This window comes from Mycobacterium sp. IDR2000157661, from assembly GCF_022317005.1.
In the GTDB taxonomy this organism is placed as follows: Bacteria; Actinomycetota; Actinomycetes; order Mycobacteriales; family Mycobacteriaceae; genus Mycobacterium.
In genome coordinates, this window is the sequence record NZ_CP081006.1 from 2,097,482 (window position 1) to 2,122,272 (window position 24,791).

Below are 24,791 nucleotides of genomic sequence, written 5' to 3' on the forward strand. Positions count from 1 at the left end.
CTCGTGCTGTCGACCAGACCCGCCTACGCGGGCCTGCGGGCGAGGGCCAGCAGGTGCACGACGATGCCCACCACCGGTCCGCACATCAGCGCGACGACGGTACGGGTCTGCAGGTCCAGCGGCAACAGCAACAACAGCGCCGAGGCCACCGTCGCCGACACCCAGCCCAGCGAGTAGGCGCGGTGCAACGCCGCGGCCACCGCCGCCGCGCCCGTCAACGTCAGCAACGCGATCGCGGTCGCCGCGCCGGTCAGCCAGGCCAGCAGCGCACCGTCGGCCCGGTACTCGGTCCCGAAGCCGCTGCGCAGCAGCCACGGCCCGACCGCCCAGGCGGCCAGCACGCCCACCAGGCCCACGGCGGTGACCAAAGCGGCGGGTGCGACGAGCGCCCGCAACCGGTCGGTGCGCTGGTCGACGAAGTGCACGATCAGGTTGCCCTGCATCGCCGTCAGCGGCACCAACAGTGGCGCGCGCGTCAGCGTCACGGCCAGGATCACCACACCGCCCTGGGCGCCCAGATCCCCCGAGGTCGCCTTCAGCAGCACCGGAAACCCCATCACCAGGACGGCGCTGGCGCCCGCGGCGGCGATCGAGTGCGACGCGCCGCGCAGGAACGTCGTCGTGCCACCGGGGGTCAGCAGTCTGGCCGCGGCGCGTGCGCCAGGGGAGGCGATCAGCATGGCGAGCCAGGCCACCGCACCGGCCACCGTCGCCCACAGATAGCCGACCAGGCCCCAGCCGATCACAAAGGTCGCCACCGCCACCACCACCCGGAGCACCGCGTCGGTCACCATCAGCGCGCCGTAGGACGTCCATCGGTTCAACCCCGCCAACACGCCCAGCAGCGTGGCGTGCAGGCAGAACCCGGCCAGACCGACCGCCAGCAGGGCCACCGACAGCCACCGCGACTCGACGAACACGCGCTCCGACCACAGCGGCGCCGACAGTGCTATCGCCGCGGCGGCCCCCACGCCGATCGTGGCGCCCACCCGCATCGGATGGGTGCGCGGTTCCTCCGCCACCTCGACGTAGCGGATCGACCGCACCTCCCTTGCCGATTCCTGCAGCAGCCCGAACGCTGCTCCGGTCGCCAACCCGAAGGCCCCCCAGAACACGCCGAACACCGCGAAGCCCGCCGGCTCCAGATCGCGCGCGGCCAGATACAGCACCGTGTACCCGCACAGCGCGGTCAGGGCGGTCGCCACGCCGACCCGTGCCACACTGCTGCGGGTGACCGGACCGGTGGGCGTGCCCGCGTCGGTCACGACGGCGGGTCCAGGGCGGGCAACTCGGTCGCATACAGCCAGGAGTTCCAGAGCGGACGCAACGACTGCGGCGCGTAATGCGATGCGAGCCCGGTGAAGTCGTCGGTCACAACGGAGCCGTGCCGATGACGCGTCGTCCAATCCCTAAGCAGCGCGAAGAAACTGTCGTCGCCCAGGCGCAGGCGCAGCGCGTGCAGTGTCAGCGCACCGCGCTTGTAGACCCGGTCGTCGAACATGTCCTCGGGCCCGGGGTCGGCCAGCAGCAGATCCTGCGGACACCCGGCGAGCCTGCGGTGGTAGTGCTGCGCCCAGTCGTCTGCGCTGCGCCCGCCGGAGTGCTCGGACCACAGCCATTCGGCGTAGCACGCGAAGCCTTCGTGCAACCAGATGTGCCGCCAGCGTTTGGCGGTGACCGAATTGCCGAACCACTGATGGGCCAGTTCGTGGGCGATCAACCGCTCGGCGCCGCCGTCACCGTCGCAGTGGTTGGCGCCGAAGATCGAGATGCCCTGCGCCTCCAGCGGGATCTCCAGGTCGTCGTCGGTGACGACGACCGTGTAGCCCTCGGCCAGCGGGTACGGGCCGAACAGCCGGACGAACAGCTTCAACATCTGCGGTTGGTCGGCGAAATCGCGGTCGAAGTTCTTGCGCAACCGTTCGGGCAGCACCGCGTGGATCGGCACGCCGGTCTTGGTCAGGCGATGCCGCTGGTACCTGCCGATCTGCAGGGTGACGAGGTAGGTCGAGGTGGGTTCGGGCAGCTCGTAGGTCCACGTCGTCATCCCCGCGCGTGCGCGGCGAGACACCAACTCGCCGTTGGCGGTCGCGTGGTAGGGGCTCTCGGTGGCGATCCGGATGCGGTAGCTGGCTTTGGCGCTCGGGTGGTCGTCGCAGGGAAACCACGACTTGGCCCCGTTCGGTTGCCCCGCCACCAGAGCCCCGTCGGTCAGCTCCTCGAAGCCGACGTCGCCCCACGTCGAGCGGATGGGCCGTGGTGCGCCGCCGTAGCGGACCACGATCGTCATCGCCGCCCCGGGCGGGAGCGCATCGCGCAGCCCGATGTGCAGCTTGGCTCCCGAGGTCCGGAAGGTCTGCGGGCGGGCGTTGTTCACGCTCACCCGGGTCACCGACAACGCATCGGAGAGGTCCAGCGTGAAGGTCTTCAGAGCGGCCAGTGTGACGGCGGTGATGGTCGCGCTGCCCGCGAGTCGGTTGATCGCGACCTTGTACTCCAGATCGAGCTCATAGCGCGACACGCGGTAGCCGAAGTTGCCCTCGGCGGGCAGATAGGGGTCGATGACCGGTGCGCCTGTTGCACGGCTCCTCGTGTTTACAGGCTTTTTCTTGCCTCGCGTCACGCGGCGGTGTCTTCGGGTGTCGACGGTGAGCGCGCCTCGCCACGCCTCTTGCGCGGGGCGAGCCACGGTGCGATCGGATTGCCCTGCCAGCGCGTCGACTTCGGGACCTCGTCGCCGCGCATCACCAGCGACGCGGGGCCGACGGTCGCACCTGCACCGATGCGGGCCGCAGGCAGCGCCACGCAGTGCGTGCCGAGCGTCGAACCCTCCTCCAGCACAACGGTGTCCATTCGCATGATGCGGTCGTGGAAGAGGTGGGTCTGCACCACGCAACCGCGGTTGACCGTGGCACCGCGCTCGAGCGTGACGAGGTCGGCTTCCGGGAGCCAGTAGGTCTCGCACCAGACGCCGCGGCCGATCTTGGCGCCCAGGGCCCGAAGCCACAGGTTCATCACCGGGGTCCCTGCCGCGGCGCGGGCGAACCACGGCGCGGCGACGGTCTCGACGAACGTGTCGGACACCTCGTTACGCCAGACGAACGGCGACCACAACGGGTGTTCGACGGCCTCGATGCGCCCCACGACGACCCATTTCGCCAGGACTGCGATGGCGCCGGCGAACGCGCCCGCGGCCAGCAGCACCACCCCGCCTGCCGCCGCTGCGAGCGTCCAGCCGAACGAGGAAGCCAGCCATTGCAGCGTCAGCAGGACCGCGACACCGATCGCGAAGGTCACGATCAGCGGCACGATCCGGCATGTCTCCACCAGCCCGCGCAGCGCCTTCAAGCGCGCCGACGGGTGGAAGGTGCGGAGCACATCGGCTGCTGTGGGCTTGCGCCGCAACCGTACCGGCGGGCTGCCCAGCCACGACGAGCCGGCCTTCGCCTTGTGCGGGGCTGCCGAGAGCACGGCGACCAGTCCGTCGTCGGGCACCTTACGGCCGGGTTGGGTGATGCCGGAGTTACCGAGGAACGCCCGCTTGCCGATCGTCGCCTTGGCGACGTGGATCCACCCGCCGCCGAGTTCGTAGGAGGCGACCATGGTGTCGTCGGCCAGGAACGCGCCGTCCTGCACCACGGTGAACTTCGGCGTCAGCAGTGCTGTCGAGATCTCCGTTCCGCGAGCCACTTTCGCGCCCAGCAGGCGCAGCCACCACGGCGTGAGCAGGCTCGCATAAATCGGGAACAGGTAGTTGCGGGCGGCGTCCATCAGCCGTTCGGTGGCCCATATCTGCCACCCGATGCGGCTGCGCACCGGGTGGTAACCCTCGCGCAGCCGCAAAGACAGCAGGCGTACCCCCACCGCCGTCAAGGTGGCGTAGCACGCGGCCGCCGCCAGCGTCGCCACCGGTGTCCACAGCAGCGCAGGCCCGACCGCCGCGCCCACCGAACCGGCATCGCCCGCCGCCCAACAGATCACGGCCAGACCGACGCCGAGGGCCAACAGCGGCAGACCGCCGAGCAGCACCGACGTGGCGCCGTACACGGCCACCCAGACCGGCGCCTGCGGTGGTCGGTGATCCGGCCACGGATGGCGTGCCTTGCCGGACTTGACCGCCGGTGAACCCTTCCAGTACTGCCCGTTCTTCACCTTGCCGACCACCCCGGAACCCGGTGCCACGTCGGCGTTCTTGCCGACGACAGCCCCCGGCAGCAGGGTGGTTCGCGCGCCGATGGTGGCGTCGTTGCCGATGGTGACGGGGCCGACGTGGAAGCGATCGCCGTCGACCCAGTGCCCGGACAGGTCGACCTCGGGCTCGACCGAGCTGCGGTGACCCAGTTTGAGCATGCCGGTCACCGGTGGTGTGGAGTGCAGGTCGACGCCCTTGCCGACCTTGTTGCCCAGCGCACGGGCGTAATACACCAACCACGGTGCACCCGCGAGGTTTTCGGCGCCGCTGGCCTCGGCGAGCCGCTCGGCCAGCCACACCCGCAGGTGCACCGACCCGCCGCGCCGGTAGGTACCCGGCTTCAGGTCGCCGAGCAGCAGCCGGGCGCTCAACGCCGCGATGCTCATGCGTCCGAGCGGCGTGACGAACAGGACGAAGCCCACGGCGACCAGCCACCAGTCCACCCGGACCGCCCAGGGCACCGACCCGCCCCAGTGGCTGAGGACGTTGTTGACCACCGCCAGCCAGACCACCCACTGCAGGCCGGTCAGCGTGGCCAGCGGCAGCGACAGGGCCAGCTGCACCGCCTGGGCCCGCCGGGGTGTCGGCCTGACGCTGCGCGGCGGCACCTGCGTCGGGGGGTCGAGTTCGTCGAGGAAGCCGGCCAGCGACCCGAGCCGGGGATGGTCGTAGAGGTCGGCGACGGTCACCTGCGGATAGCGCCTGCGCAGGGCGGCGACGAGTTGGGCGGCGGCCAGCGAGCCGCCCCCGAGGGCGAAGAAATCCGCCTCCGGACCCTCGACCTCAGCGGCGAGGGTGTCCCGCCACAGTCCGGCAAGCCACCCCATGGTGCCTGCGAGTTCCTCGGCCCCGGAAGCGTCGGTATCGGCCACCGGCCACGGCAGGGCGTCGCGGTCGACCTTGCCCGAGGTGCGGGTCGGCAGCTCGTCGACCAGGACGACCCGCGGCACCAGCGCCGGCGGCAGGGTCTCGGTCAGCAGCGCGCGCGCCTTGGCCAGGTCGAACGACGGGTCGGTGCTCGCGACATAGCCGACCAGCAGCGGTGTCCCGCTGTCGGTCCTGCGTACCGCTGCCGCGCCCCCGCTGACGCCGGGCAGGTTGACCAGCGCGGCGTCGACCTCGCCCAGTTCGACGCGCCGTCCGCCGACCTTGACCTGGTCGTCGGCCCGCCCGACGAAGAACAGCCCGTCGGACTCCAGGCGCACCAGATCGCCGCTGCGGTAGGCGCGCGCCCAGCCGAGGCCGGGCATCGGCGCATACTTCTGCGCGTCCTTCTCCGGGTCGAGGTAGCGGGCCAGGCCCACGCCACCGATGACGAGCTCACCGACGCCGCCGGGGGACACCGGTGTGCCGCTGTGGTCGACGACCGCCAGGTCCCAGCCGGCCAGCGGCAGGCCGATGCTGACCGGGCCGATTCCGTCGAGTCGCGCCGCACTGGCCACCACGGTCGCCTCCGTCGGGCCGTAGGTGTTCCACACCTCGCGGCCCTCGACCGCGAGGCGCTCGGCCAGTTCCGGGGGGCAGGCCTCGCCGCCGAAGATCAGCAGCCGCACCGCCTCCAGCGCCTCGGCCGGCCACAGCGCGGCCAGGGTCGGCACCGTGGACACCACCGTGATGTCGCGCGCCACCAGCCACGGGCCCAGATCCATTCCGCTGCGCACCAACGACCGTGGTGCGGGCACCAGGCAGGCGCCGTGCCGCCAGGCCAGCCACATCTCCTCGCAGGAGGCGTCGAATGCCACCGACAGCCCGGCGAGCACTCGGTCGCCCGGACCGATCGGGTTGTCCTGCAGGAACATCCGGGCTTCGGCATCGACGAACGCGGCGGCGTTGCGGTGGGTGACGGCCACCCCTTTGGGGGTACCGGTCGAGCCGGAGGTGAAGATGACCCACGCGTCGTCGCGACCCAGCGGCGCCGCGGCCCGCCACCCGCGCGACGACCCCGGTCCCCGCGCCAGGCCGGCCTCGGTGATGATCCCCACGACGTTGGCTTCCCCGAATACCAGGTCCGCGCGCTCCTGCGGGTCGTCCGCGTCGACCGGCACGTAGGCGGCACCGGTGGCCAGGGTCGCGAGGATCGCCACATACAGGGCGTAGCTGCCCGACGGCATCCGGATGCCGATGCGGTCACCGCGGCCGATACCCCGCGCGGCCAGCCAGTCGACGCTGTCCTCGATGTCGGTGATCAGCTCGGCGTAGGTGAGCTGAACGTCGCCGTCGTCGATCGCGGGCGCGTCGGCGTGGCGGCGCGCGGTGTCGTAGAGGATGTCGATGAGCGTGCGCGGTTCGGGCGCGTACGGCGACAGCAAGTATTGAGCCGGCACGTCGGCCGGAAGGCTTTCGGGCTGTTCACGCACGCCGGTCACGGGTCTCAAACTACTCAGCCGGACGCGCACATCGTCTGCGCCGCACGCGACGGGCCGTCACATTTTCGGCGGTGCCGACCGCCGCGATCGCCCGCACCGGGAGTTTGTCCGCCCTCGATTTCGGTCATCCCCTCCTAGCTGGCAGAATCAGCCGGCGGAGGGGAGTATTCCTTCGCCGCGGTGTCGTCATCACGTCGGCCGTCGTCGGACGACCGGTGCTGCGGGCCGACACGACGCGTCGTGTGGTGGAAGAGACCTCCGGCGCGTTTGACGACCGGAGGTTCAATGAACGTTTCGCAACTCGAATGGATCATCACGCTGTCCGTGACGATCGCCATTCTGCTGTTCGACGTCGTCATCATCGGGCGGCGGCCACACGAGCCGTCGCGACGCGAGACGGGGACGGCGTTGGCCATCTACATCGGTCTTGCCGTGGCCTTCGGGGTGTGGATCTGGTTCTTCCACGGCAGCCAGTACGGAGTGGAGTTCTTCGCCGGCTGGCTCACCGAGTACAGCTTGTCGGTCGACAACCTGTTCGTGTTCCTGATCATCATGGCCAGCTTCAACGTGCCCAGGAAGTACCAGCAGCAGGCACTGCTGGTGGGCATCATCCTCGCGCTGATCTTCCGCGGCATCTTCATCGCGCTCGGCGCCGTGGCCATCAACCAGTTCTCGTGGGTCTTCTACCTGTTCGGCGCCTTCCTGCTCTACACCGCGATCAGCCTGGCCCGTGACACCGACCACGAGGACGACGGCGACAACATCGTCGTCCGGTTCGCCGCCAACCACCTGAGCATGACCGACAAGTGGGACGGTCTGAAGCTGTGGGTGCGGGAGAACGGTAAGCGGCTGATGACGCCGATGTTCCTGGTCATCCTCGCGCTGGGCACGACGGACCTCATCTTCGCGCTGGACTCGATCCCGGCGATCTACGGCCTGACGCAGGAGCCCTACCTGGTGTTCACGGCCAACGTGTTCGCGCTGATGGGCCTGCGCCAGCTGTACTTCCTCCTGGGCGACCTGCTCAAGCGCCTGGTGTACCTGTCGCAGGGGCTGGCGGTCGTGCTGGCGTTCATCGGCGTGAAGCTGCTGCTGCATGCCTTGCACACCAACGAACTGCCGTTCATCAACGGCGGCGAACACGTGCCGGTGCCCGAGATCCCGACCCTGCTGTCGTTGGGCGTGATCATCCTGACGCTGACCATCACCACGGTCGCGAGCCTGTACAAGACCCGCGTCCACGACGTGAAGAAGGCCGCCGACTCACCCTCGTCGCTCGATTCGCACTGACCCGCCGGATCACCTCGAAGACGCATTCGCCGTCGATGACGTCGTGCATCGCGTCATCGTGCCCATGACACGATCCCGGAACCGGGGAAATGACCGTGTCAGAGCCACGTGCCCGGTACTTTGAGCGACGCCAACGTCGATATCGGAGGGGGAACGCGATGCGCAGACTCGCAACGGCGGTCGCCGTCGGCGCACTGATCCTGGGTCCACTGGTGAGTGCGCCTGCGGCAGGCGCCGCCGCGGTGGGCACAGACACCGTCGATCATGTCGCGCCGGCACCGGCAGAGCCGACGGTCAAGGCGTTCGACTGCCAGGGCACCACCGGAGCGATGGGCTGTGGCCCGGGTTGGTTCTGGCGGGACGGCTGGCGCGGATGGGCGTGCTACCCGTGCTGACGTGGATCGCCGCCAGAGGCACCTGTGGGGTCGTGGCGGTGGCGGCCGCGGCGACGGTCGGAATGGCTTCCGCGGCGGCGCAATCCGCCGACTACAGCACGCTGCCGGTCGATCCGAACACCATCACCGACTCCCTGGCGTACACGGCCGAGCCGCTGGACATGAACCCGAACGGCCAGCCCGGCGTGATGGCCGAGTACATCCACCGCGAGGGTGGGACACGCCAGATCACCACGACCATCCTGGTGCTGCCCGACGCCCAGGCCGCGACGGCCGCACTTCAGGGCGCGGCGGCACAGGTCGCCAGCCAGCAATCGCAGCCCGCCCCGGTCGGTACCGGTGGAACCATCGTCACCGGCACGTCGCCCGACGGCACGGAGTCGCTGGCCGTGCTGACGTTCACCGAGGGCAACACCGCCACCACCATCGAGTTCGACGGACCACCGAACGATCCGGTGCCCGCCGAGATGGTGATCGAGCTAGGTCAGAAGCAGGCGGCGGCGATCAACGACTGGCAGACCCGGTAGCGCACCCGCCGCAGGCCGGTCACCAGTTGTCGTAGCCACCTTCGGGTCCCAGCATGCGCTCGATCCGGGTCCGGTTGATGTGCGCCAACTCGCCGCGCACCACCTTGCGTTCGGTTTCGTAGTCGTTGAGCAACCGGTCGGTCATCGTCGCAAGGGCGTCCTGAGCGGAGTAGCCGTTGACGTACATGACGAAGCCGAAGCCGAAGTGGTCGAGGTATCTCTTCGCCACCGCCGAGAGCTGATCCATCACCGCGGGCTCGTCGCACCAGATCGCGCACTGTTCGGCCGCCGACTTCTCGCTGCCCGGACGCCTGCCGATGTTCGGGTAGGCCTGCAGGATCGAGTCGATCGAATCCTCCGACAACCCGAACAGCAACTCGTCGGCGTAGCGGAACAGCGAGTCGTGATCCGGGTACGGGCGGCCGCGCGCCAGATCCGCGGCCAACGGGACGCTGTAGCAGCACTCGAAAAGGGCGTGCACCGCCCTGCGCAACGGCATCGCGTTGAACGCCTCGAGACCGATCCCCTGGTGCAGCAACACATGGCCATGATCGGAGGCGCAGAGCACGCGCACGTTACGCCGTGTTACGTCGACGAAAATTAGTGGCCGCTCAGTGGCCCTGTTCCTGGTATCGCTTCACCGACGCCTGCACCTCGGCCTCGGCCTTGTCGCGGCCGACCCAGTCTGCGGCCTTGACGTACTTGCCGGGCTCGAGGTCCTTGTAGTGGACGAAGAAGTGCTTGATCGCCTCGAGTTCGAACGACGGCACGTCGGCGAGGTCCTGAATGTGGTCCCACCGCTGGTCGTCGGCGGGCACGCAGAGCACCTTGTCGTCGCCTCCGGCCTCGTCGGTCATCTGGAACATCGCGACCGGACGTGCTTCGACGATGCAGCCGGGAAACACCGACTCCGGTAGCAGCAGCAGCGCGTCCAGCGGGTCACCGTCCTCGCCCAGGGTGTTCTCGAAGAAGCCGTAGTCGGTCGGATAGGCCATCGACGTGTACAGATAGCGATCCAGCTTGACCCGGCCGGTGTCGTGATCCACCTCGTACTTGTTCCGCGAACCCTTCGGGATCTCGATCACTACTTCAAGCTGCACCGCCACGGCTCCTTGCCTGCGCTCCGGTCAGGGGACGCGCATCACCTTAGTGGACCCCCGCGGAGCCGATACGCTGCTCTACGGGGGCGGACTAGGCGATCGGGAGAGTGATGCGGCCCATCAGGTGGCGGCGGTCCACGCATATGGCGGTCGGGGCGGCCGTGTTGCTGCTGGTTGCGGTGGTGGTGGCGGTCGCCGCAGTCCTCACGTCGGGTTCGTCGACCGACGCGGCGGCCGTCAAACCCGCCCCGGCTCCCGTCACGGCCGACCCCGGCGTCGTCCCCCTTCCCGACTCCGCGCCCAAGCCGACGCCTCGCGGGCTGGCCGCCGTGTTGGCGCCTGCGCTGGCGGATCCGAACCTCGGTGACCTGACCGGGCGGGTCAGCGACGCGATCACCGGCGCCGAGCTCTGGTCGCAGGGCGGCGACATCCCGATGCAGCCGGCGTCGACGGTGAAGACGCTCACCGCTGCGGCGGCACTGCAGGTACTGGACCGCGACGCCACGTTGACCACCCGTGTGCTGACCGGCAGCAGGCCCGGCGTTGTGGTGCTGCGGGGCGGCGGCGATCCCACGCTGTCTGCGGCGCCACCCGGCCAGGACACCTGGTACCGCGACGCGGCGCGAATCAGCGATTTGGCCGAACAGGTGCAGCGCAGCGGTATGGAGGTGACCGCGGTGCAGGTCGACGTCAGCGCCTACAGCGGACCGACCATGGCGCGAGGATGGGATCCCATCGACATCGACTACGGCGACATCGCGCCGATCGAGTCGGTGATGCTCGACGCCGGTCGCACCCAGCCGGTGAGCGTCGACTCCGTGCGGTCGCACACACCGGCGCTCGACGCCGGCCGCGCGTTGGCCGCGGCGCTCGAGGTCGACCCCGCCACGGTGACGGTGCTTACCGGCAGCGCGAGTGCCGGCAACGAGATCGCCGCCGTGCAGTCGCCGCCCCTGATCTCACGGCTGCGCGACATGATGAGCGCTTCGGACAACGTGATGGCCGAGGCGATCGGCCGCGAGGTGGCGGCCGAGGCCGGCCGCCCGCAGAGCTTCGACGGTGCGGTCCGTGCGACGCTCGGTGCCCTGCAGACGGCCGGCGTCGACACCGACGGCGCCGCACTGTTCGACTCCAGCGGCCTGTCGGTCGACGATCGGCTCACCGCCGAGACGCTCGACGAGGTCGTGCAGGCCGCAGCCGGCGAGGCGCCCAAGATGCGACCGCTCGTCGACATGCTGCCGGTCGCCGGGGGCAGCGGCACGCTGTCGTACCGCTACCTCGACACTCCGATCGTCAAACCCGCAGCCGGTTTCCTGCGCGCCAAGACGGGCTCGTTGACGGGGACGAACACATTGACCGGCTTCGTCACCGACATCAGCGGCCGGGTGCTGACCTTCGCGTTCCTGTCCAACAACGCGGGGCCCACGGGCCGTATCGCGCTCGACAACCTGGCCGCGCCGCTGCGTTCCTGCGGATGCAGCACGTGAGCCCGCCCGCCAAGTCGGCACTGTCGGTCGGCCGCACCGTCGACTGGAACTTCGCTTCCACCGTCGGTGAGAAGCTGGCGCGCCCCGGACCGGCAGCCACCGACTACACCCGGCGCCAGGTGATCGATCAACTCGCCGAGGCGTCGCGCACCGCCGAACTTCCGGTGCGCGAGGTGACGGGGCTCATCGAGGGCGGGGAGATCCCCGAGGCCCGCATCGTGGACCGGCCGCAGTGGATCCGCGCCGCGACACGGTCGATGTGCGTCATGACCGGAGGCGAGCAGACCGACGGGCAACGGCCGAAGATCACCGGACGCATCACCGGCGCGCAGACCGGCGCGGTGCTGGCCTTCGTTTCCTCGGGCATCCTCGGCCAGTACGACCCGTTCGGTCCCGGCGGCGGTGAACTGCTGCTGGTCTACCCGAACGTGATCGCGGTGGAGCGTCAGCTGCGGGTCGATCCCCACGACTTCCGGCTGTGGGTCTGCCTGCACGAGGTCACCCACCGGGTGCAGTTCCGTGCCAACCCTTGGTTGACCGAGCACATGGCCGGCGCGCTCGCCGTGCTCACCGAAGAGAGCGGCGAGGACGTCACCCAGGTCGTCGGCAGGCTGGCCGAATTCGCGCGCAGCCGTCGCGAGAGCGCCGACGGCGCCGAGCAGAACACGGGCGGAATGATCGGCCTGTTGCGGGCGGTGCAGTCCGAGCCGCAGCGTGCGGCGCTGGACCGGCTGCTGGTGCTTGGCACGCTGCTCGAGGGCCACGCCGACCATGTGATGGACGCCGTCGGTCCGGCGGTCGTCCCTTCGGTGACCACGATCCGGCGCCGGTTCGACGAACGACGTCAACGCAGACAACCGCCGCTGCAACGGCTGGTGCGGGCCCTGTTGGGTTTCGACGCCAAGCTCAGCCAGTACACGCGCGGCAAGGCGTTCGTCGACGAGGTGGTGTCCACCGTCGGCATGAAGCGGTTCAACACCGTCTGGTCGGGACCCGAAACCCTGCCCCTGCCAAGCGAGATCGACGAGCCACGGCGATGGATCGACCGGGTGCTGTAGCCACGGTGCGGGCCGCCGTCGCGGCGTTCGCCCGGCAGCACGGCCTCGACGACGAGCGCTGGTGTGTGGCACTGTCCGGCGGGGCCGATTCGCTTGCGCTGACGGCGGTCGCCGCGGGCATCCGGCCGACCACGGCGCTGATCGTCGACCACCAACTGCAGCCCGAGTCGGCAGCGATCGCGCAGGCCGCCGCCGAGCAGGCCCGGTCCCTGGGATGCGTTGGGGCCGAGGTGATCCGGGTGGAGGTCGGCGCAACGGGCGGACCGGAGGCGGCGGCGCGCGCCGCCCGTTACCAGGCTCTCGAGGCGGCCCGCGGCGGCGCGCCCGTGGTGCTCGCTCACACACTGGACGACCAGGCAGAGACCGTACTGCTGGGTCTGGGCCGCGGCTCGGGTGCGCGCTCGCTGGCCGGCATGCGCGCCTTGGATCCGCCGTGGTGCCGGCCGCTACTCGATGTCCGCCGCGATGTGACGCACTCCGCGTGTGCCGAGCTGGGGCTGCTGCCGTGGCAGGATCCACACAACACCGACCGCCGGTTCACCCGCGTGCGGCTGCGCACCGAGGTGCTGCCACTGTTGGAGGACGTGCTCGGCGGCGGGGTCGCCGAGGCGCTGGCCCGCACGGCGACCCTACTGCGCGCCGACAGCGACCTGCTCGACGAACTGGCGGGCCGGGCACTGCCCGACATGACGGGGACCGACGGGTTGTCCGTCGAGCGGCTCGTGAATCTGCCGGATGCCCTGCGGCTGAGGGTGATTCGCGGGTGGTTGCTCGCCGGCGGCGCCTGCGGGCTGACCGAAAGGCACATCCGCGGTGTGGACTCGTTGGTGAGGGACTGGCGCGGACAGGGCGGGGTGGCGGTGGGGTCGACGCTGCGCGAGCAGCGGCTGGTCGCCGGACGCCGGGGCGGCATGCTGACCCTGCACACCGAAGCCGTGTGAAACATGGAAAGCTGTGCACGTGCCTGAGCAACCCGCCGAGCTGTATCCCGGCGACATCAAGTCGGTGCTGCTCTCGTCCGAGGAGATCCAGGCCAAGATCGCCGAACTCGGTACGCGGATCGGCGAGGAGTACCGCGACGCGATCGAGTCCAGCGGTGAGGATCTGCTCCTGGTCACGGTGCTCAAGGGCGCGGTGTTCTTCGTCACCGATCTCGCGCGGGCGATCCCGCTGCCGACGCAGATGGAGTTCATGGCCGTCAGCTCGTACGGGTCGTCGACGTCGTCGTCGGGGGTGGTGCGCATCCTCAAGGACCTCGACCGCGACATCAACGGCCGCGACGTGCTGATCGTCGAGGACATCGTCGACTCCGGCCTGACGCTGTCGTGGCTGCTGCGCAACCTCGCAACGCGCCACCCGCGCTCCCTGAAGGTGTGTGCTCTGCTGCGCAAGCCCGACGCGGTGCGCGCCGACGTCGACATCGCCCACGTCGGCTTCGACATTCCCAACGAGTTCGTCGTCGGTTACGGGCTGGACTACGCCGAGCGGTACCGCGACCTCAACTACATCGGCACGCTCGACCCGAAGGTGTACGAGCAGGCTTGAACGGCGCAAGATGGACGCCATGATCACCACAGCCCTGCGGATCTGCCCACTGTGCGAGGCCACCTGCGGCCTGACGCTGACCCTGGACGACGGCCGGGTGACGGGCGCCCGCGGCGACAAGGACGACGTGTTCAGCCACGGCTTCATCTGCCCCAAGGGCGCCAGCTTCGCCGAACTCGACAACGACCCGGACCGGTTGACCCGACCGCTGGTCCGGCGCGACGGCGAGCTCACCGAGGCGACATGGGAGGAGGCGTTCGCCGCCGTGGCCGACGGGCTCGGCGGCGTGATCGCCGAACACGGCGGGGCGTCGGTGGGGGTCTACCTCGGCAACCCGAACGCACACACCGTCGCGGGTGGGCTGTACACGCCCGTCGTGGTGAAGGCGCTCGGCACCCGGCAGGTCTACTCGGCGAGCACGCTGGACCAGATGCCCAAGCACGTCGCGCTGGGCTTCCTGTTCGGCAACCCGGTGGCGTTCACAGTGCCGGACCTCGACCGCACCGACTACCTCGTCGTCATCGGCGCGAACCCGCTGGTGTCCAACGGCAGCGTGACCACCGCCGCCGACTTCCCGGGCAAGTTGCGCGCACTGCGCAAGCGCGGCGGGCGCCTCGTCGTCATCGACCCCGCCCGCACCCGCACCGCCGAGGTCGCCGACCGTCACCTCACGCCGCGCCCGGGCACCGATGCCGCTCTGCTGCTGGGCGTCGTGCATGTCCTCTTCGACGAGGACCTCGTCGACCTGGGTGCGGTGGCCGGCCTCGTCGACGGTGTCGAGGCGGTCCGCGCGCTGGCGGCCGACTTCACACCCGACGCCGTCGCTACCCACTGCGACGTGCCCGCCGACGACATCCGCACCTTGGCTCGCGAGATCGCGGCAGCGCCGTCGGCGGCCGTCTATGGCCGAATCGGCACCTCGACAGTCGAATTCGGCACGCTGGGCAGTTGGCTCGTCGACGTGGTGAACATACTGACCGGCAACCTCGACCGTCCCGGCGGCGCGATGTTCCCGTGTTCGCCGATCGCGGCGGCGCCACGGCCGCCGAAACCGGGTCGCGGCTTTCTGACCGGCCGCTGGCACAGTCGCGTGTCGGGATATCCCGAAGCGCTGTCGGAGTTTCCGGCCGCGGCGCTGGCCGAGGAGATCGAGACCCCCGGCGACGGGCAGATCAAGGCGATTCTGACCATCGCCGGCAATCCGGTGCTGTCCGCGCCGGACGGCGACCGCCTCGACCGGGCCCTGGCGGGCGGATTCATCGACTTCATGCTTTCCATCGATCCGTACCTCAACGAGACCACCCGCCACGCCGACGTCATCCTGCCGCCGCCACCGCCGTCGCGTAGCGCGCACTTCGACGTCGCGCTCAACAGCCTGGCGGTGCGCAACAACGCGCGTTACTCGCCGCCGGTGTTGCCGCTTTCCGGCCGCCCCGACGAGACCGAGATCCTGTCGCGAATCGCGTTGCTGCTCTACGGAATCGGCGTGGACGGCGACCCGGCTCTGGTCGACGAGCAGGTCATCGCGACCACGCTGGCCAAGGAGACCGCCGATCCGGGCTCACCCGTAGCCGGGCGCTCCGTCGACGAACTGACCGCGATGCTGCCCGACGGCCCGGGCTACGAACGGCGCCTTGACATGATGCTGCGCCTCGGTGCCTATGGCGATGCGTTCGGTGCGAAGCCCGGCGGCTTGACCCTGGACGCACTCAAGGCCGCGCCGCACGGCATCGACCTCGGGCCGCTGCAGCCGCGTCTCGCCGAGGTGCTGCGAACCCCAACGGGCCGAGTGGAACTGGCGCCCGCGCCGCTACTCGCCGACGCCGCGCGGCTACGCGACTCCCTGGGGACTCGCACCGACGGCTTCATGCTGATCGGGCGGCGCCACCTTCGGTCCAACAACAGCTGGATGCACAACGTACCCGCGCTGGCCGGCGGCTCGAACCGGTGCACGTTGCGGATCCACCCGGATGACGCCGCCGACCTCGGCCTCACCGACACCGCGGTGGTCAAGGGGCCGGGCGGTGAACTGTTGGCGCCGATCGAACTCGCACCGGGAATGCGCCGGGGCGTGGTCTCGCTGCCGCACGGCTGGGGGCACGACCGTGACGGCACGGGTCAGCGGCTTGCGGCCGGTCAACCCGGGGTGAACGTCAATCAGCTCAACGACGGCAACAGCCTGGATCCGTTGTCGGGCACCGCGGTGCTCAACGGGATTCCGGTCGACATCGCCCCTGCGGGCTGAGCAGGCCGGTCAGGCCAGCTCCCACACGACGGTCACCGTGAATTCGACGGTCTGCTGGCCGGGTTCGAGCGGCACCGCCGACATCTCGGCACCGCGGGGGCTGGGCAGCGGAGTCGGCGGCGTCGGACCTTGCGCCTCGGAGATCGAGACGACCTTGCCGAGCTCCAAACCGGACAGCTCCGCGTACTGGTCGGCACGTTCCTTCGCGTCGTTGTAGGCGCGGCTGCGCGCATCGCGCAACAGTTGAGAGTTGTCGTCGATCGAGTAGTTGACCGAGTTGATCCGGGTCGCGTCGCCGCCGCTGCTGACGATCAGCGCCAGCGCCTGCGACGCCGCGTCGATCTGACGGATCTTGACGTCGATCGAGTTAATCGCGCGGTATCCGATGATCTGCTGCGGATTGTCGGCGGCCCCGGAGAACTGCGGCTGCAGGCTGACCTCGGTGGTGCTGATGTCCTGGCGGTCGACGCCCGCGTCGACCAGGGTGTCGATCACCGCCTGCTGGCGCTCGCTGGTCTGGTTCATCGCGCCGGTGACGTCCTGGGCGGTGAACTCGATCGACGCGGTGACGTTGAGGGTGTCCGGCACGCCCTGCACCTCGCCGGACCCCAGCACGGTCACCTGGCGCACCTCGGTGTCGGCCGCCGGCGCCGGACCGGACGCCGCGTCGCAGCCCGCTAGCGCGAGCGTCGTCCCCGCCGCGGCGAGAACGAGGAGATGGGTCGGTGTCTTCGACCGGGCTGGAATCGGCATGCCTGGCACCATACTTCAGGGCCTCAGCCGTCCGAGGTTCACGCGGGGGCGGCGGTACCGACGAACTCGACGTCGGCAAGGAACTTCAGCAGTTCGGCGTTCACTTCGGCGGGCCGCTCCTCGGGCAGCCAGTGCCCGGCGCCGTCGATCATGACCTCGCGGTACTCGCCGGTGACCACCTCGTGGACCCGGTGCCGCGGCGTGTAGGCCAGCGTCGGGTCGTTGGCGCCGCCGATGAACAGTGACGGCACATCGATCGTGGCGGCGGGCCGACCCGACGGGCTCGGCGCCGTCAGTTCCCAGTTGCGGTCGAAGCAGCGGTACCAGTTCAGCGGCGCGGTGAACCCGTTGCGGGCGAACTCCGCGACGTAGCGGTCGAATTCGTCGCCGCTGATCCAGTCCGGCAACACGCCCGGATCCGGCAGGCGCTCCAGGAAGCCCTCCGGACCCGGGTGCGTCATCCGCACCGCCGCGGCCTGGTCAGCCGGAGTCAGCGAGCCGAACAGCTTGCGCATCGTGACGGCCGGGTCCCGGTTCAGCTCCGCGTCGGCGGGCCCCGGCTCCTGGAAGTAGAGGATGTAGAAGAAGTTGTCGCCGAATATGCGGCGGAACGCCTCTGTCGTCGGCACCCGCGGGCGCGGCACCGGCGGCACGCTCAACCCCGCCACCGCGGCGAACCGGTCCGGATACAGCAGCGGCGCCGTCCACGCCACCACGCCGCCGAAGTCGTGACCGACGACCGCCGCACGGGCGGCGCCGGCCTCGTCGAGCAGGCCGACGATGTCGGCGCTCAACTCGACCATGGTGTAGGCGTCGACGGCGTGCGGCTTGGACGAGGCGCCATAGCCGCGCTGGTCGGGCGCCAGCACGTGGAAGCCCGCCTCGGCCAGCGCCGGGATCTGATGCCGCCAGGTGTACGCGAGTTCGGGGAAGCCGTGCGCCAGCACCACCAGCGGCGCGCCCCGGTCACCGGCTTCCAGAACCCGCAACCGGATGCCGTTCGTCTCGACGAACCGTTCCGTCGGTGTGCGCACGTCGACCATCTTTCCCGGCGACAGTGCGGTTGTGAACGCCAACCGGCTGAACAGACGGCCAACCGGGCGCCGGTCGGGAGAACCGTCGGGAACCTCGGTTCGTTGGTCTAGCGGTAGCCTTGAGGTTTCTGCGCTGCGCTACTCGAAAAGACGGCGGCCCATTCGGGCCGAACTACGACGGATAGTTGATGAACCGGAAAAACGTTATCCGCACGCTCACCGTGATCGCGGTTGTGCTGCTGCTGGGCTGGTCGTTCTATTACTTCAGTGACGACACCCGCGGGTACAAGCCCGTCGACACCACGGTGGCGATCGCCCAGATCGACCGGGCCAACGTCGACGAGGCGCAGATCGACGACCGGGAACAGCAGCTGCGGCTCGACCTGAAGAACGAGGCCGAGGGCAGCGACAAGATCATCACCAAGTACCCGACGGGGTACGGGGCGACGCTGTTCGAGGCGCTGCAGGCCAAGAACGTTCCGACCAACACCGTGGTCAACCAGGGCAGCATGTTCGGCTCGCTGTTGATCTACATGCTGCCGCTACTGTTGCTGGTCGGCTTGTTCGTGATGTTCTCGCGGATGCAGTCCGGTGGCCGGATGGGCTTCGGCTTCGGCAAGTCGAAGGCCAAGCAGCTGTCCAAGGACATGCCCAAGACCACCTTCGCCGACGTCGCGGGGGTCGACGAGGCGGTCGAGGAACTCTACGAGATCAAGGACTTCCTGCAGAACCCGACGCGGTATCAGGCGCTGGGCGCCAAGATCCCCAAGGGCGTGCTGCTCTACGGCCCGCCCGGCACCGGCAAGACGCTGCTGGCCCGTGCCGTCGCGGGCGAGGCCGGTGTCCCGTTCTTCACGATCTCCGGCTCGGATTTCGTCGAGATGTTCGTCGGTGTCGGCGCCTCGCGCGTGCGCGACATGTTCGAGCAGGCCAAACAGAACAGTCCCTGCATCATCTTCGTCGACGAGATCGACGCGGTGGGCCGCCAGCGCGGTGCAGGCATGGGCGGTGGCCACGACGAGCGCGAACAGACGCTGAACCAGCTGTTGGTCGAGATGGACGGGTTCGGCGACCGGCAGGGCGTCATCTTGATCGCCGCCACCAACCGGCCCGACATATTGGACCCGGCCCTGCTGCGTCCCGGCCGCTTCGACCGCCAGATCCCGGTCACCAGCCCCGACATGGCCGGTCGCCGCGCGGTGCTCAGGGTGCACTCGCAGGGCAAGCCCATGGCGCCCGACGCCGACCTCGACGGGCTGGCCAAGCGCACCGTGGGCATGTCGGGAGCCGACCTGGCCAACGTCGTCAACGAGGCCGCACTGCTGACCGCGCGGGAGAACGGCACGGTCATCACCGGGCCTGCGCTGGAGGAGGCCGTCGACCGCGTCGTCGGGGGGCCCCGCCGCAAGAGCCGCATCATCAGCGAGCAGGAAAAGAAGATCACCGCCTACCACGAGGGCGGTCACACCCTGGCGGCGTGGGCGATGCCCGACATCGAGCCGATCTACAAGGTGACGATCCTGGCCCGCGGACGCACCGGCGGCCATGCCGTCGCCGTCCCCGAGGACGACAAGGGCCTCATGACCCGCTCCGAGATGATCGCCCGGCTGGTGTTCGCGATGGGCGGGCGCGCGGCAGAGGAGTTGGTGTTCCGCGAGCCGACCACCGGCGCGGTGTCCGACATCGAGCAGGCCACCAAGATCGCCAGGGCGATGGTGACCGAGTACGGCATGAGCTCCAAGCTCGGCGCGGTGCGCTACGGCACCGAGCACGGCGACCCGTTCCTCGGTCGCACCATGGGTACTCAGCCCGACTACAGCCACGAGGTCGCGCAGATCATCGACGACGAGATCCGCAAGCTCATCGAGGCGGCCCACACCGAGGCGTGGGAGATCCTCACCGAGTACCGCGACGTGCTCGACACGCTGGCCGGCGAGCTGTTGGAGAAGGAGACGCTGCACCGGGTCGAACTCGAGGCGATCTTCGGTGACGTCAAGAAGCGGCCGCGGCTGACCATGTTCGACGACTTCGGTGGCCGCGTGCCGTCGGACAAGCCGCCGATCAAGACGCCCGGCGAGCTGGCCATCGAGCGCGGCGAGGAATGGCCGAGGCCGGTGCCCGAGCCGGCATTCAAGGCCGCGATCGCCGCGGCCGCCAAGGAGGCCGAGGACAACCAGGTGGCCGACGGGCACAAGAACGGCGCCAACGGTTCGAACGGTTCGGGCGCCAACGGGGCGCCCGGCCCCACCCAGCCCGACTACGGCGCGCCCGCCGGCTGGCACGCCCCCGGCTGGCCGCCGCAGCACCAGCAGCAGCCACCGCAGCCACAGCACCAGCCCCGGCATCAGCAGCCACCGGGCTACTGGTATCCGCCGTCTGATGTCGCCGCCGGGGCGGCTCCGCCGCACCCGGGGTGGCACAACCCGAGCGTCCCGGGCGCCTCCCCGTACCAGCCCTACCAGCCCTACCCGCATCCTGGGCGTCCGCAGGAGGGCGGGCAGAATCCCAGCGAGGACCGGGGTCAGGACAACACCCGGCAGAACGGCTGAACCCCAACGGAGGCTCAATGGCGCAGTCCCAGCACAACTCTGCCGTTTTCAATCCGGCCAAGTTCGACCAGCCGCGTGCCGAGGCCGCGGTGCGCGAACTGCTGATCGCCGTCGGTGAGGATCCGGACCGGCACGGGCTCGAGGCCACCCCGGCCCGGGTCGCGCGGGCGTACAAAGAGGTGTTCGCCGGGCTCTACACCGATCCCGACTCGGTGCTCGACACCACGTTCGACGAACAGCACGACGAGCTGGTGCTGGTCAAGCAGATCCCGATGTACTCGACCTGTGAGCACCACCTGGTGTCGTTTCACGGCGTCGCCCACGTCGGCTACATCCCCGGTCAGGACGGCCGGGTGACCGGGCTGTCGAAGATCGCGCGCCTCGTCGACCTCTATGCCAAGCGCCCGCAGGTACAGGAACGGCTGACCGCGCAGGTCGCCGACGCACTGATGCGCAAGCTCAATCCGCGCGGGGTGATCGTCGTGGTAGAAGCCGAGCATCTGTGCATGGCGATGCGGGGGATCCGCAAGCCGGGAGCGGTGACCACGACCTCGGCCGTCCGCGGTCAGTTCAAGACCGACAAGGCATCGAGGGCCGAGGCACTGGATCTCATCCTGCGCTAGTGACGGACACACGGGTGCGGGTCATGGGGGTCGTCAACGTCACCGACGACTCCTTCTCCGACGGCGGACAGTTCCTCGACCGCGACCGCGCCGTCGAACACGGTCTGCGGCTGGTGTCCGACGGCGCGGCGATCGTCGATGTCGGCGGGGAGTCCACCCGTCCCGGCGCCACCCGCATCGAGTCCAAGGTCGAGATGTCGCGCGTACTGCCGGTCATCGAAATGCTCGCCCAACAAGGGGTGACGGTCAGCGTCGACACCATGCATGCCGATGTGGCGCGGGCGGCCCTGGATCACGGTGCCCACATCGTCAACGACGTGTCCGGCGGCCGCGCCGATCCCGCGATGGCCCCGTTGCTCGCCGAGGCGAACGTGCCATGGGTGCTCATGCACTGGCGCTCGGTCGGTGCCGACCGCCCGCATGAGGTGCCCGACTACGGCGATGTGGTGACCGACGTGCGCACCGAACTGCTCGCGGCCGTCGACGCCGCGGTGGCCGCCGGTGTCGACCCGGCCAACCTGGTCATCGACCCCGGGCTGGGTTTCGCCAAGACCGACCGACACAACTGGGCGCTGCTGCGGGCGCTGCCCGAGTTCGTGGCGACCGGGATCCCCGTGCTCGTCGGAGCGTCGCGCAAGCGCTTCCTCGGAACGCTGTTGGCCGACGCCGACGGCCGGCCCCGGTCGCCGGACGGCCGTGAGACCGCGACGGCGGTGATCTCGGCGCTGGCAGCACTCCACGGCGTCTGGGGAGTGCGGGTGCATGATGTGCGCGCGTCGGTCGACGCGCTGAAGGTGCAGCAGGCGTGGGCCGCAGGCGGACCAGAGCCACGGGACCGGGGGACAGCCGGTGACTGACCGAATCGAGTTGCGCGGCTTGACTGTTCGAGGTCACCACGGGGTGTTCGAGCATGAGCGTCGCGATGGCCAGGACTTCGTGGTCGACATCACCGTCTGGATCGACCTCGCAGCCGCGGCGACCAGCGACGACCTCGCCGACACGATGGACTACGGCGCGCTGGCGAAGCGGGCCGCCGACATCGTCGCCGGACCGCCCCGCGACCTGATCGAGACGGTGGCCGCCGAGATCGCCGAAGGCGTCATGACCGACGAGCGGGTGCACGCCGTCGAGGTCGTGCTGCACAAGCCGTCGGCGCCCATCCCGCTGACGTTCACCGATGTCGCGGTGGTGGCGCGACGGTCGCGTCGGGGCGGAGGTGGTCGATGAGGGCCAGCGAGAAGCCGAAGGCGGATCGCGCATGAGGGTCGTGCTGTCCATCGGGTCGAACCTCGGTGACCGACTCTCGCTGCTGCGGTCGGTGGTCGACGGACTCGCGGCCGACCTGCGCGCTGTGTCGCCGGTCTACGAGACCGCGCCGTGGGGCGGCGTCGAGCAGGACGCGTTCCTCAACGCGGTGGTGATCGCCGAGGACCCGGTGCTCGACGGCTACGGCTGGTTGCGGCGGGCCCAGGGCTTCGAGCAGGCCGCCGAGCGGGTGCGCGCCGAACGTTGGGGGCCGCGCACGCTCGACGTCGACATCGTGAGCTGCCGCGACGGCGATCGCGAGGTGTCGTCGGCGGACCCCGAGCTGACGTTGCCGCATCCGCGGGCGCACGAGCGCGCGTTCGTGCTGGTGCCCTGGCTCGCGGTGGAGCCCGACGCGGCGCTGACCGTCGCCGGCGAGCAGCGCCGCGTGGAGGACCTGCTCGCCGCGCTCGACCCGGCCGAGCGCGACGGTGTCCGGCGCACCGACCTGGCGCTGCACTGATGGGCCCGACACGCAAGCGCGACCTGGCCGTCGCGGTGGTGCTCACCGCGGTGGTCAGCTACCTGCTCGTGCAGCTGCTGTACCGGTGGTTCCCGCCGATCACCGCGTGGACCGGGTTGTCGCTGCTCGCGGTGGCCATCGCCGAGGCGGTGTGGGCGTTCTACGTCCGCGCGAAGATCAACGACGGTGAGATCGGTGCCGGGCCGGGATGGCTGCATCCGCTCGCGGTGGCGAGATCGGTTCTGATCGCGAAGGCGTCGGCGTGGGTCGGGGCCCTGGTGCTGGGTTGGTGGTCGGCGGTCCTGGTCTACCTGGTGCCGCGCCGTTCGACTTTGCGCGTGGCCGCCGAGGACACCGCCGGTGCCGCCGTGGCGGCAGGGTGCGCGCTGGCTCTCCTGGTTGCCGCGCTCTGGTTGCAGCATTGCTGCAAGTCTCCAGGCGACACGCACAACCACACTGACGATCCCGCTGAATAGCGAAATCCGCACGCTACCTGCTCGAATCGCCGAAGTGGTCGACACGCGCAGTGACCAGTGGCGGGTACAGTCGCCCCCATGACCGAACCGACCCGCAGCGCCCGGCCCCGCCGCGGCGGCCGTCGGCCGGGTTGGGTCCTGCTGACCGCGTTGCTGGTGCTCGCCATCGCGGCCAGCTCCGCGCTCGTGTTCACCAACCGGGTGGAGCTGCTCAAGCTCGCCGTCATCCTCGCGTTGTGGGCCGCCGTCGTCGCGGCCTTCGTGTCGGTCATCTACCGCAGGCAGAGCGACGTCGATCAGGCCAAGGTGCGCGACCTCAAGCTGGTCTACGACCTTCAGCTGGACCGGGAGATCTCGGCGCGCAGGGAGTACGAGCTGTCCCTGGAGGCGCAGTTGCGACGCGAGCTGGCTTCGGAGATACGGGCTCAGGCCGCCGACGAGGTGGCCGGTCTGCGGGCCGAACTGGCCGCGCTACGCGCCAACCTGGAGATGCTGTTCGATGCCGACCTGGGGCACCGCCCCGCGATAGAGAACGAGCGCAGGACCGTGCGGGCCTACAGCGACTGGGCGCGCGACCCCGAGACCACCGGCCGGGTGAGCAGCACCCGGATCGACGCCGAGTACCGCGGCGACGCCGATGTCCGGACCGAGGAGAGTCCGATCATCGACGTGCCTGCCGAACCGCATCGACCCGAGTACGAGTGGACGCCGCCACCCCCACCGCCACCACCGGCCGAACCGCATGGCGGCGCTCACCGCCGCCCGTCGGACGTGGAGCGCGAAACCCGGCGACACGACGCCGACGAGCCATCGCCGTGGTCACCCCCACCGGTCCAGCCGCCGCCGCCTCAACAACAGCCACTACCCCCGCCACCTCCGCGGCCCGAGCCTGCGCCGGAGCCGGCGCCCGTCGCGCAGGGCGATTGGCAGCCCGCGCCCGCTGAGGGGCAGTGGATTCCGGCGGGAACTCCCGGCAGCAACTGGACGGCGCCGGCGGGGAACGGCTCAGCCGACGAGTACGTCGGACGGCGGCGCGCTCCCGAAGCGGACGCTCGCCCGCCGGAGGCGCCGCCCACCGCGGCGGCACCGCCGCCGGAACCTCGTCGCGGCCGCCATTCGGCAGCCGCCGACACCGCCGACGGTGCCGACGCGCGACCCGGGACGCCGCCGACGCCGGCCGCCGAGCCGACGCGACCGTCGCCGCGTCCGGAGGGACAACCGACCGAGACCGAGGGTCGTCGGCACCGCAGCGCCGACGACACCGACACCGCCGGTCAGTCCGTCGCCGACCTGCTGGCGAGGCTGCAGGCCACCCCGAGCCCGGGTGGGCGTCGCCGCCGCCGCGAGGAGTGAGCTAACCTTTAGGCGACCGTCCGGTACCCG

General features: G+C 70.0%; 22 protein-coding genes. 15 read left to right on the top strand and 7 right to left on the bottom strand.

Annotated elements, in window-relative coordinates:
* Positions 1–23: 23 nt before the first annotated feature.
* Genes K3G64_RS11235 through K3G64_RS11245 form a run of 3 tightly spaced genes read right to left on the bottom strand, consistent with a single transcriptional unit; the run spans position 24 to position 6,549 of the window.
* On the bottom strand, positions 24–1,265 hold the full coding sequence (locus K3G64_RS11235; protein ID WP_238949885.1) for a hypothetical protein: 1,242 nt from the start codon (positions 1,263–1,265) through the stop codon (positions 24–26).
* Positions 1,262–2,623 carry a M1 family metallopeptidase gene (locus tag K3G64_RS11240; protein WP_238949886.1) on the bottom strand — a complete coding sequence of 454 codons (1,362 nt, stop codon included), beginning with the start codon at positions 2,621–2,623 and terminating at the stop codon, positions 1,262–1,264. The genes K3G64_RS11235 and K3G64_RS11240 overlap by 4 nt, the downstream gene beginning before the upstream one ends.
* Entirely contained in the window at positions 2,620–6,549 is a 3,930-nt protein-coding gene (locus K3G64_RS11245) for a Pls/PosA family non-ribosomal peptide synthetase (RefSeq protein ID WP_238950606.1), read from the bottom strand. Before K3G64_RS11245 ends, K3G64_RS11240 begins: the two co-directional genes overlap by 4 nt.
* Before the next feature lie 294 nt (positions 6,550–6,843).
* Between K3G64_RS11245 and K3G64_RS11250 the strand changes: the two genes are divergently transcribed.
* From K3G64_RS11250 to K3G64_RS11260, 3 genes are all read left to right on the top strand, one after another.
* Positions 6,844–7,848 (top strand): TerC family protein, encoded by a 1,005-nt coding sequence (locus K3G64_RS11250; RefSeq protein WP_238949887.1) that lies wholly within the window; start codon positions 6,844–6,846, stop codon positions 7,846–7,848.
* 158 nt (positions 7,849–8,006) lie between these two features.
* Positions 8,007–8,243, top strand: coding sequence for a hypothetical protein (locus K3G64_RS11255; RefSeq protein WP_238949888.1), 237 nt, complete (start codon positions 8,007–8,009; stop codon positions 8,241–8,243).
* Entirely contained in the window at positions 8,222–8,770 is a 549-nt protein-coding gene (locus tag K3G64_RS11260; RefSeq protein ID WP_238949889.1) for a hypothetical protein, read from the top strand. Before K3G64_RS11255 ends, K3G64_RS11260 begins: the two co-directional genes overlap by 22 nt.
* A 19-nt stretch (positions 8,771–8,789) precedes the next feature.
* On the opposite strand, the gene K3G64_RS11265 is transcribed toward K3G64_RS11260, so the two are convergent.
* Both K3G64_RS11265 and K3G64_RS11270 read right to left on the bottom strand, forming a co-directional pair.
* Positions 8,790–9,311, bottom strand: coding sequence for a 2-oxo-4-hydroxy-4-carboxy-5-ureidoimidazoline decarboxylase (locus K3G64_RS11265; protein ID WP_238949890.1), 522 nt, complete (start codon positions 9,309–9,311; stop codon positions 8,790–8,792).
* 70 nt (positions 9,312–9,381) lie between these two features.
* Positions 9,382–9,870: an inorganic diphosphatase gene (locus tag K3G64_RS11270; protein ID WP_238949891.1), complete on the bottom strand. Its 489-nt coding sequence runs from the start codon at positions 9,868–9,870 to the stop codon at positions 9,382–9,384.
* A gap of 110 nt (positions 9,871–9,980) precedes the next feature.
* Here K3G64_RS11270 and dacB point away from each other — a divergent pair, with 110 nt between their 5' ends.
* Genes dacB through K3G64_RS11295 form a run of 5 tightly spaced genes read left to right on the top strand, consistent with a single transcriptional unit; the run spans position 9,981 to position 16,205 of the window.
* Entirely contained in the window at positions 9,981–11,357 is a 1,377-nt protein-coding gene (gene dacB, locus K3G64_RS11275) for a D-alanyl-D-alanine carboxypeptidase/D-alanyl-D-alanine endopeptidase (protein WP_238949892.1), read from the top strand.
* The gene (locus tag K3G64_RS11280; RefSeq protein WP_238949893.1) at positions 11,345–12,415 is read left to right on the top strand and encodes a zinc-dependent metalloprotease; all 1,071 of its coding nucleotides are present in this window, start codon (positions 11,345–11,347) and stop codon (positions 12,413–12,415) included. The genes dacB and K3G64_RS11280 overlap by 13 nt, the downstream gene beginning before the upstream one ends.
* Positions 12,394–13,356 (top strand): tRNA lysidine(34) synthetase TilS, encoded by a 963-nt coding sequence (tilS, locus tag K3G64_RS11285; RefSeq protein ID WP_238949894.1) that lies wholly within the window; start codon positions 12,394–12,396, stop codon positions 13,354–13,356. The genes K3G64_RS11280 and tilS overlap by 22 nt, the downstream gene beginning before the upstream one ends.
* A gap of 13 nt (positions 13,357–13,369) precedes the next feature.
* Positions 13,370–13,960, top strand: a complete 591-nt coding sequence (gene hpt, locus K3G64_RS11290) for a hypoxanthine phosphoribosyltransferase (protein WP_238949895.1) — start codon at positions 13,370–13,372, stop codon at positions 13,958–13,960.
* A 19-nt stretch (positions 13,961–13,979) separates the two neighbouring features.
* Positions 13,980–16,205 carry a molybdopterin-dependent oxidoreductase gene (locus K3G64_RS11295; protein ID WP_238949896.1) on the top strand — a complete coding sequence of 742 codons (2,226 nt, stop codon included), beginning with the start codon at positions 13,980–13,982 and terminating at the stop codon, positions 16,203–16,205.
* Between the two features lie 9 nt (positions 16,206–16,214).
* On the opposite strand, the gene K3G64_RS11300 is transcribed toward K3G64_RS11295, so the two are convergent.
* Positions 16,215–16,958 carry an SIMPL domain-containing protein gene (locus K3G64_RS11300; protein ID WP_238949898.1) on the bottom strand — a complete coding sequence of 248 codons (744 nt, stop codon included), beginning with the start codon at positions 16,956–16,958 and terminating at the stop codon, positions 16,215–16,217.
* Positions 16,959–16,996: 38 nt separating this feature from the next.
* Positions 16,997–17,992, bottom strand: a complete 996-nt coding sequence (locus tag K3G64_RS11305) for an alpha/beta fold hydrolase (RefSeq protein WP_238949900.1) — start codon at positions 17,990–17,992, stop codon at positions 16,997–16,999.
* Between the two features lie 188 nt (positions 17,993–18,180).
* Here K3G64_RS11305 and ftsH point away from each other — a divergent pair, with 188 nt between their 5' ends.
* From ftsH to K3G64_RS11340, 7 genes are all read left to right on the top strand, one after another.
* The gene (ftsH, locus tag K3G64_RS11310) at positions 18,181–20,541 is read left to right on the top strand and encodes an ATP-dependent zinc metalloprotease FtsH (RefSeq protein ID WP_238949901.1); all 2,361 of its coding nucleotides are present in this window, start codon (positions 18,181–18,183) and stop codon (positions 20,539–20,541) included.
* A gap of 17 nt (positions 20,542–20,558) precedes the next feature.
* Positions 20,559–21,164, top strand: coding sequence for a GTP cyclohydrolase I FolE (folE, locus tag K3G64_RS11315; protein ID WP_238949902.1), 606 nt, complete (start codon positions 20,559–20,561; stop codon positions 21,162–21,164).
* 23 nt (positions 21,165–21,187) lie between these two features.
* Entirely contained in the window at positions 21,188–22,021 is an 834-nt protein-coding gene (folP, locus tag K3G64_RS11320; protein ID WP_238950607.1) for a dihydropteroate synthase, read from the top strand.
* Positions 22,014–22,391: a dihydroneopterin aldolase gene (folB, locus tag K3G64_RS11325; RefSeq protein WP_238949903.1), complete on the top strand. Its 378-nt coding sequence runs from the start codon at positions 22,014–22,016 to the stop codon at positions 22,389–22,391. Before folP ends, folB begins: the two co-directional genes overlap by 8 nt.
* A gap of 31 nt (positions 22,392–22,422) precedes the next feature.
* Complete coding sequence (gene folK / locus K3G64_RS11330) at positions 22,423–22,932, top strand: 2-amino-4-hydroxy-6-hydroxymethyldihydropteridine diphosphokinase (RefSeq protein ID WP_238949904.1); 510 nt, start codon at positions 22,423–22,425, stop codon at positions 22,930–22,932.
* Positions 22,932–23,408 (top strand): DUF3180 domain-containing protein, encoded by a 477-nt coding sequence (locus tag K3G64_RS11335; RefSeq protein ID WP_238949905.1) that lies wholly within the window; start codon positions 22,932–22,934, stop codon positions 23,406–23,408. The genes folK and K3G64_RS11335 overlap by 1 nt, the downstream gene beginning before the upstream one ends.
* A 78-nt stretch (positions 23,409–23,486) precedes the next feature.
* A complete protein-coding gene (locus K3G64_RS11340; RefSeq protein WP_238949906.1) occupies positions 23,487–24,761 on the top strand; it encodes a DUF6779 domain-containing protein in 1,275 nt (424 codons plus the stop codon).
* Positions 24,762–24,791: the final 30 nt, after the last annotated feature.

Excerpts from the sequence above, each read along its gene's own strand:
- K3G64_RS11295 (WP_238949896.1), top strand. The coding sequence starts at position 13,980 with ATGATCACCACAGCCCTGCGGATCTGCCCACTGTGCGAGGCCACCTGC.
- K3G64_RS11340 (WP_238949906.1), top strand. The coding sequence starts at position 23,487 with ATGACCGAACCGACCCGCAGCGCCCGGCCCCGCCGCGGCGGCCGTCGG.
- K3G64_RS11335 (WP_238949905.1), top strand. The coding sequence starts at position 22,932 with ATGGGCCCGACACGCAAGCGCGACCTGGCCGTCGCGGTGGTGCTCACC.
- K3G64_RS11250 (WP_238949887.1), top strand. The coding sequence starts at position 6,844 with ATGAACGTTTCGCAACTCGAATGGATCATCACGCTGTCCGTGACGATC.
- K3G64_RS11260 (WP_238949889.1), top strand. The coding sequence starts at position 8,222 with ATGGGCGTGCTACCCGTGCTGACGTGGATCGCCGCCAGAGGCACCTGT.
- tilS (WP_238949894.1), top strand. The coding sequence starts at position 12,394 with ATGGATCGACCGGGTGCTGTAGCCACGGTGCGGGCCGCCGTCGCGGCG.
- ftsH (WP_238949901.1), top strand. The coding sequence starts at position 18,181 with ATGAACCGGAAAAACGTTATCCGCACGCTCACCGTGATCGCGGTTGTG.
- folK (WP_238949904.1), top strand. The coding sequence starts at position 22,423 with ATGAGGGTCGTGCTGTCCATCGGGTCGAACCTCGGTGACCGACTCTCG.
- folP (WP_238950607.1), top strand. The coding sequence starts at position 21,188 with ATGGGGGTCGTCAACGTCACCGACGACTCCTTCTCCGACGGCGGACAG.
- dacB (WP_238949892.1), top strand. The coding sequence starts at position 9,981 with ATGCGGCCCATCAGGTGGCGGCGGTCCACGCATATGGCGGTCGGGGCG.
- K3G64_RS11280 (WP_238949893.1), top strand. The coding sequence starts at position 11,345 with ATGCAGCACGTGAGCCCGCCCGCCAAGTCGGCACTGTCGGTCGGCCGC.
- K3G64_RS11255 (WP_238949888.1), top strand. The coding sequence starts at position 8,007 with ATGCGCAGACTCGCAACGGCGGTCGCCGTCGGCGCACTGATCCTGGGT.
- K3G64_RS11300 (WP_238949898.1), bottom strand. The coding sequence starts at position 16,958 with ATGCCGATTCCAGCCCGGTCGAAGACACCGACCCATCTCCTCGTTCTC.
- folE (WP_238949902.1), top strand. The coding sequence starts at position 20,559 with ATGGCGCAGTCCCAGCACAACTCTGCCGTTTTCAATCCGGCCAAGTTC.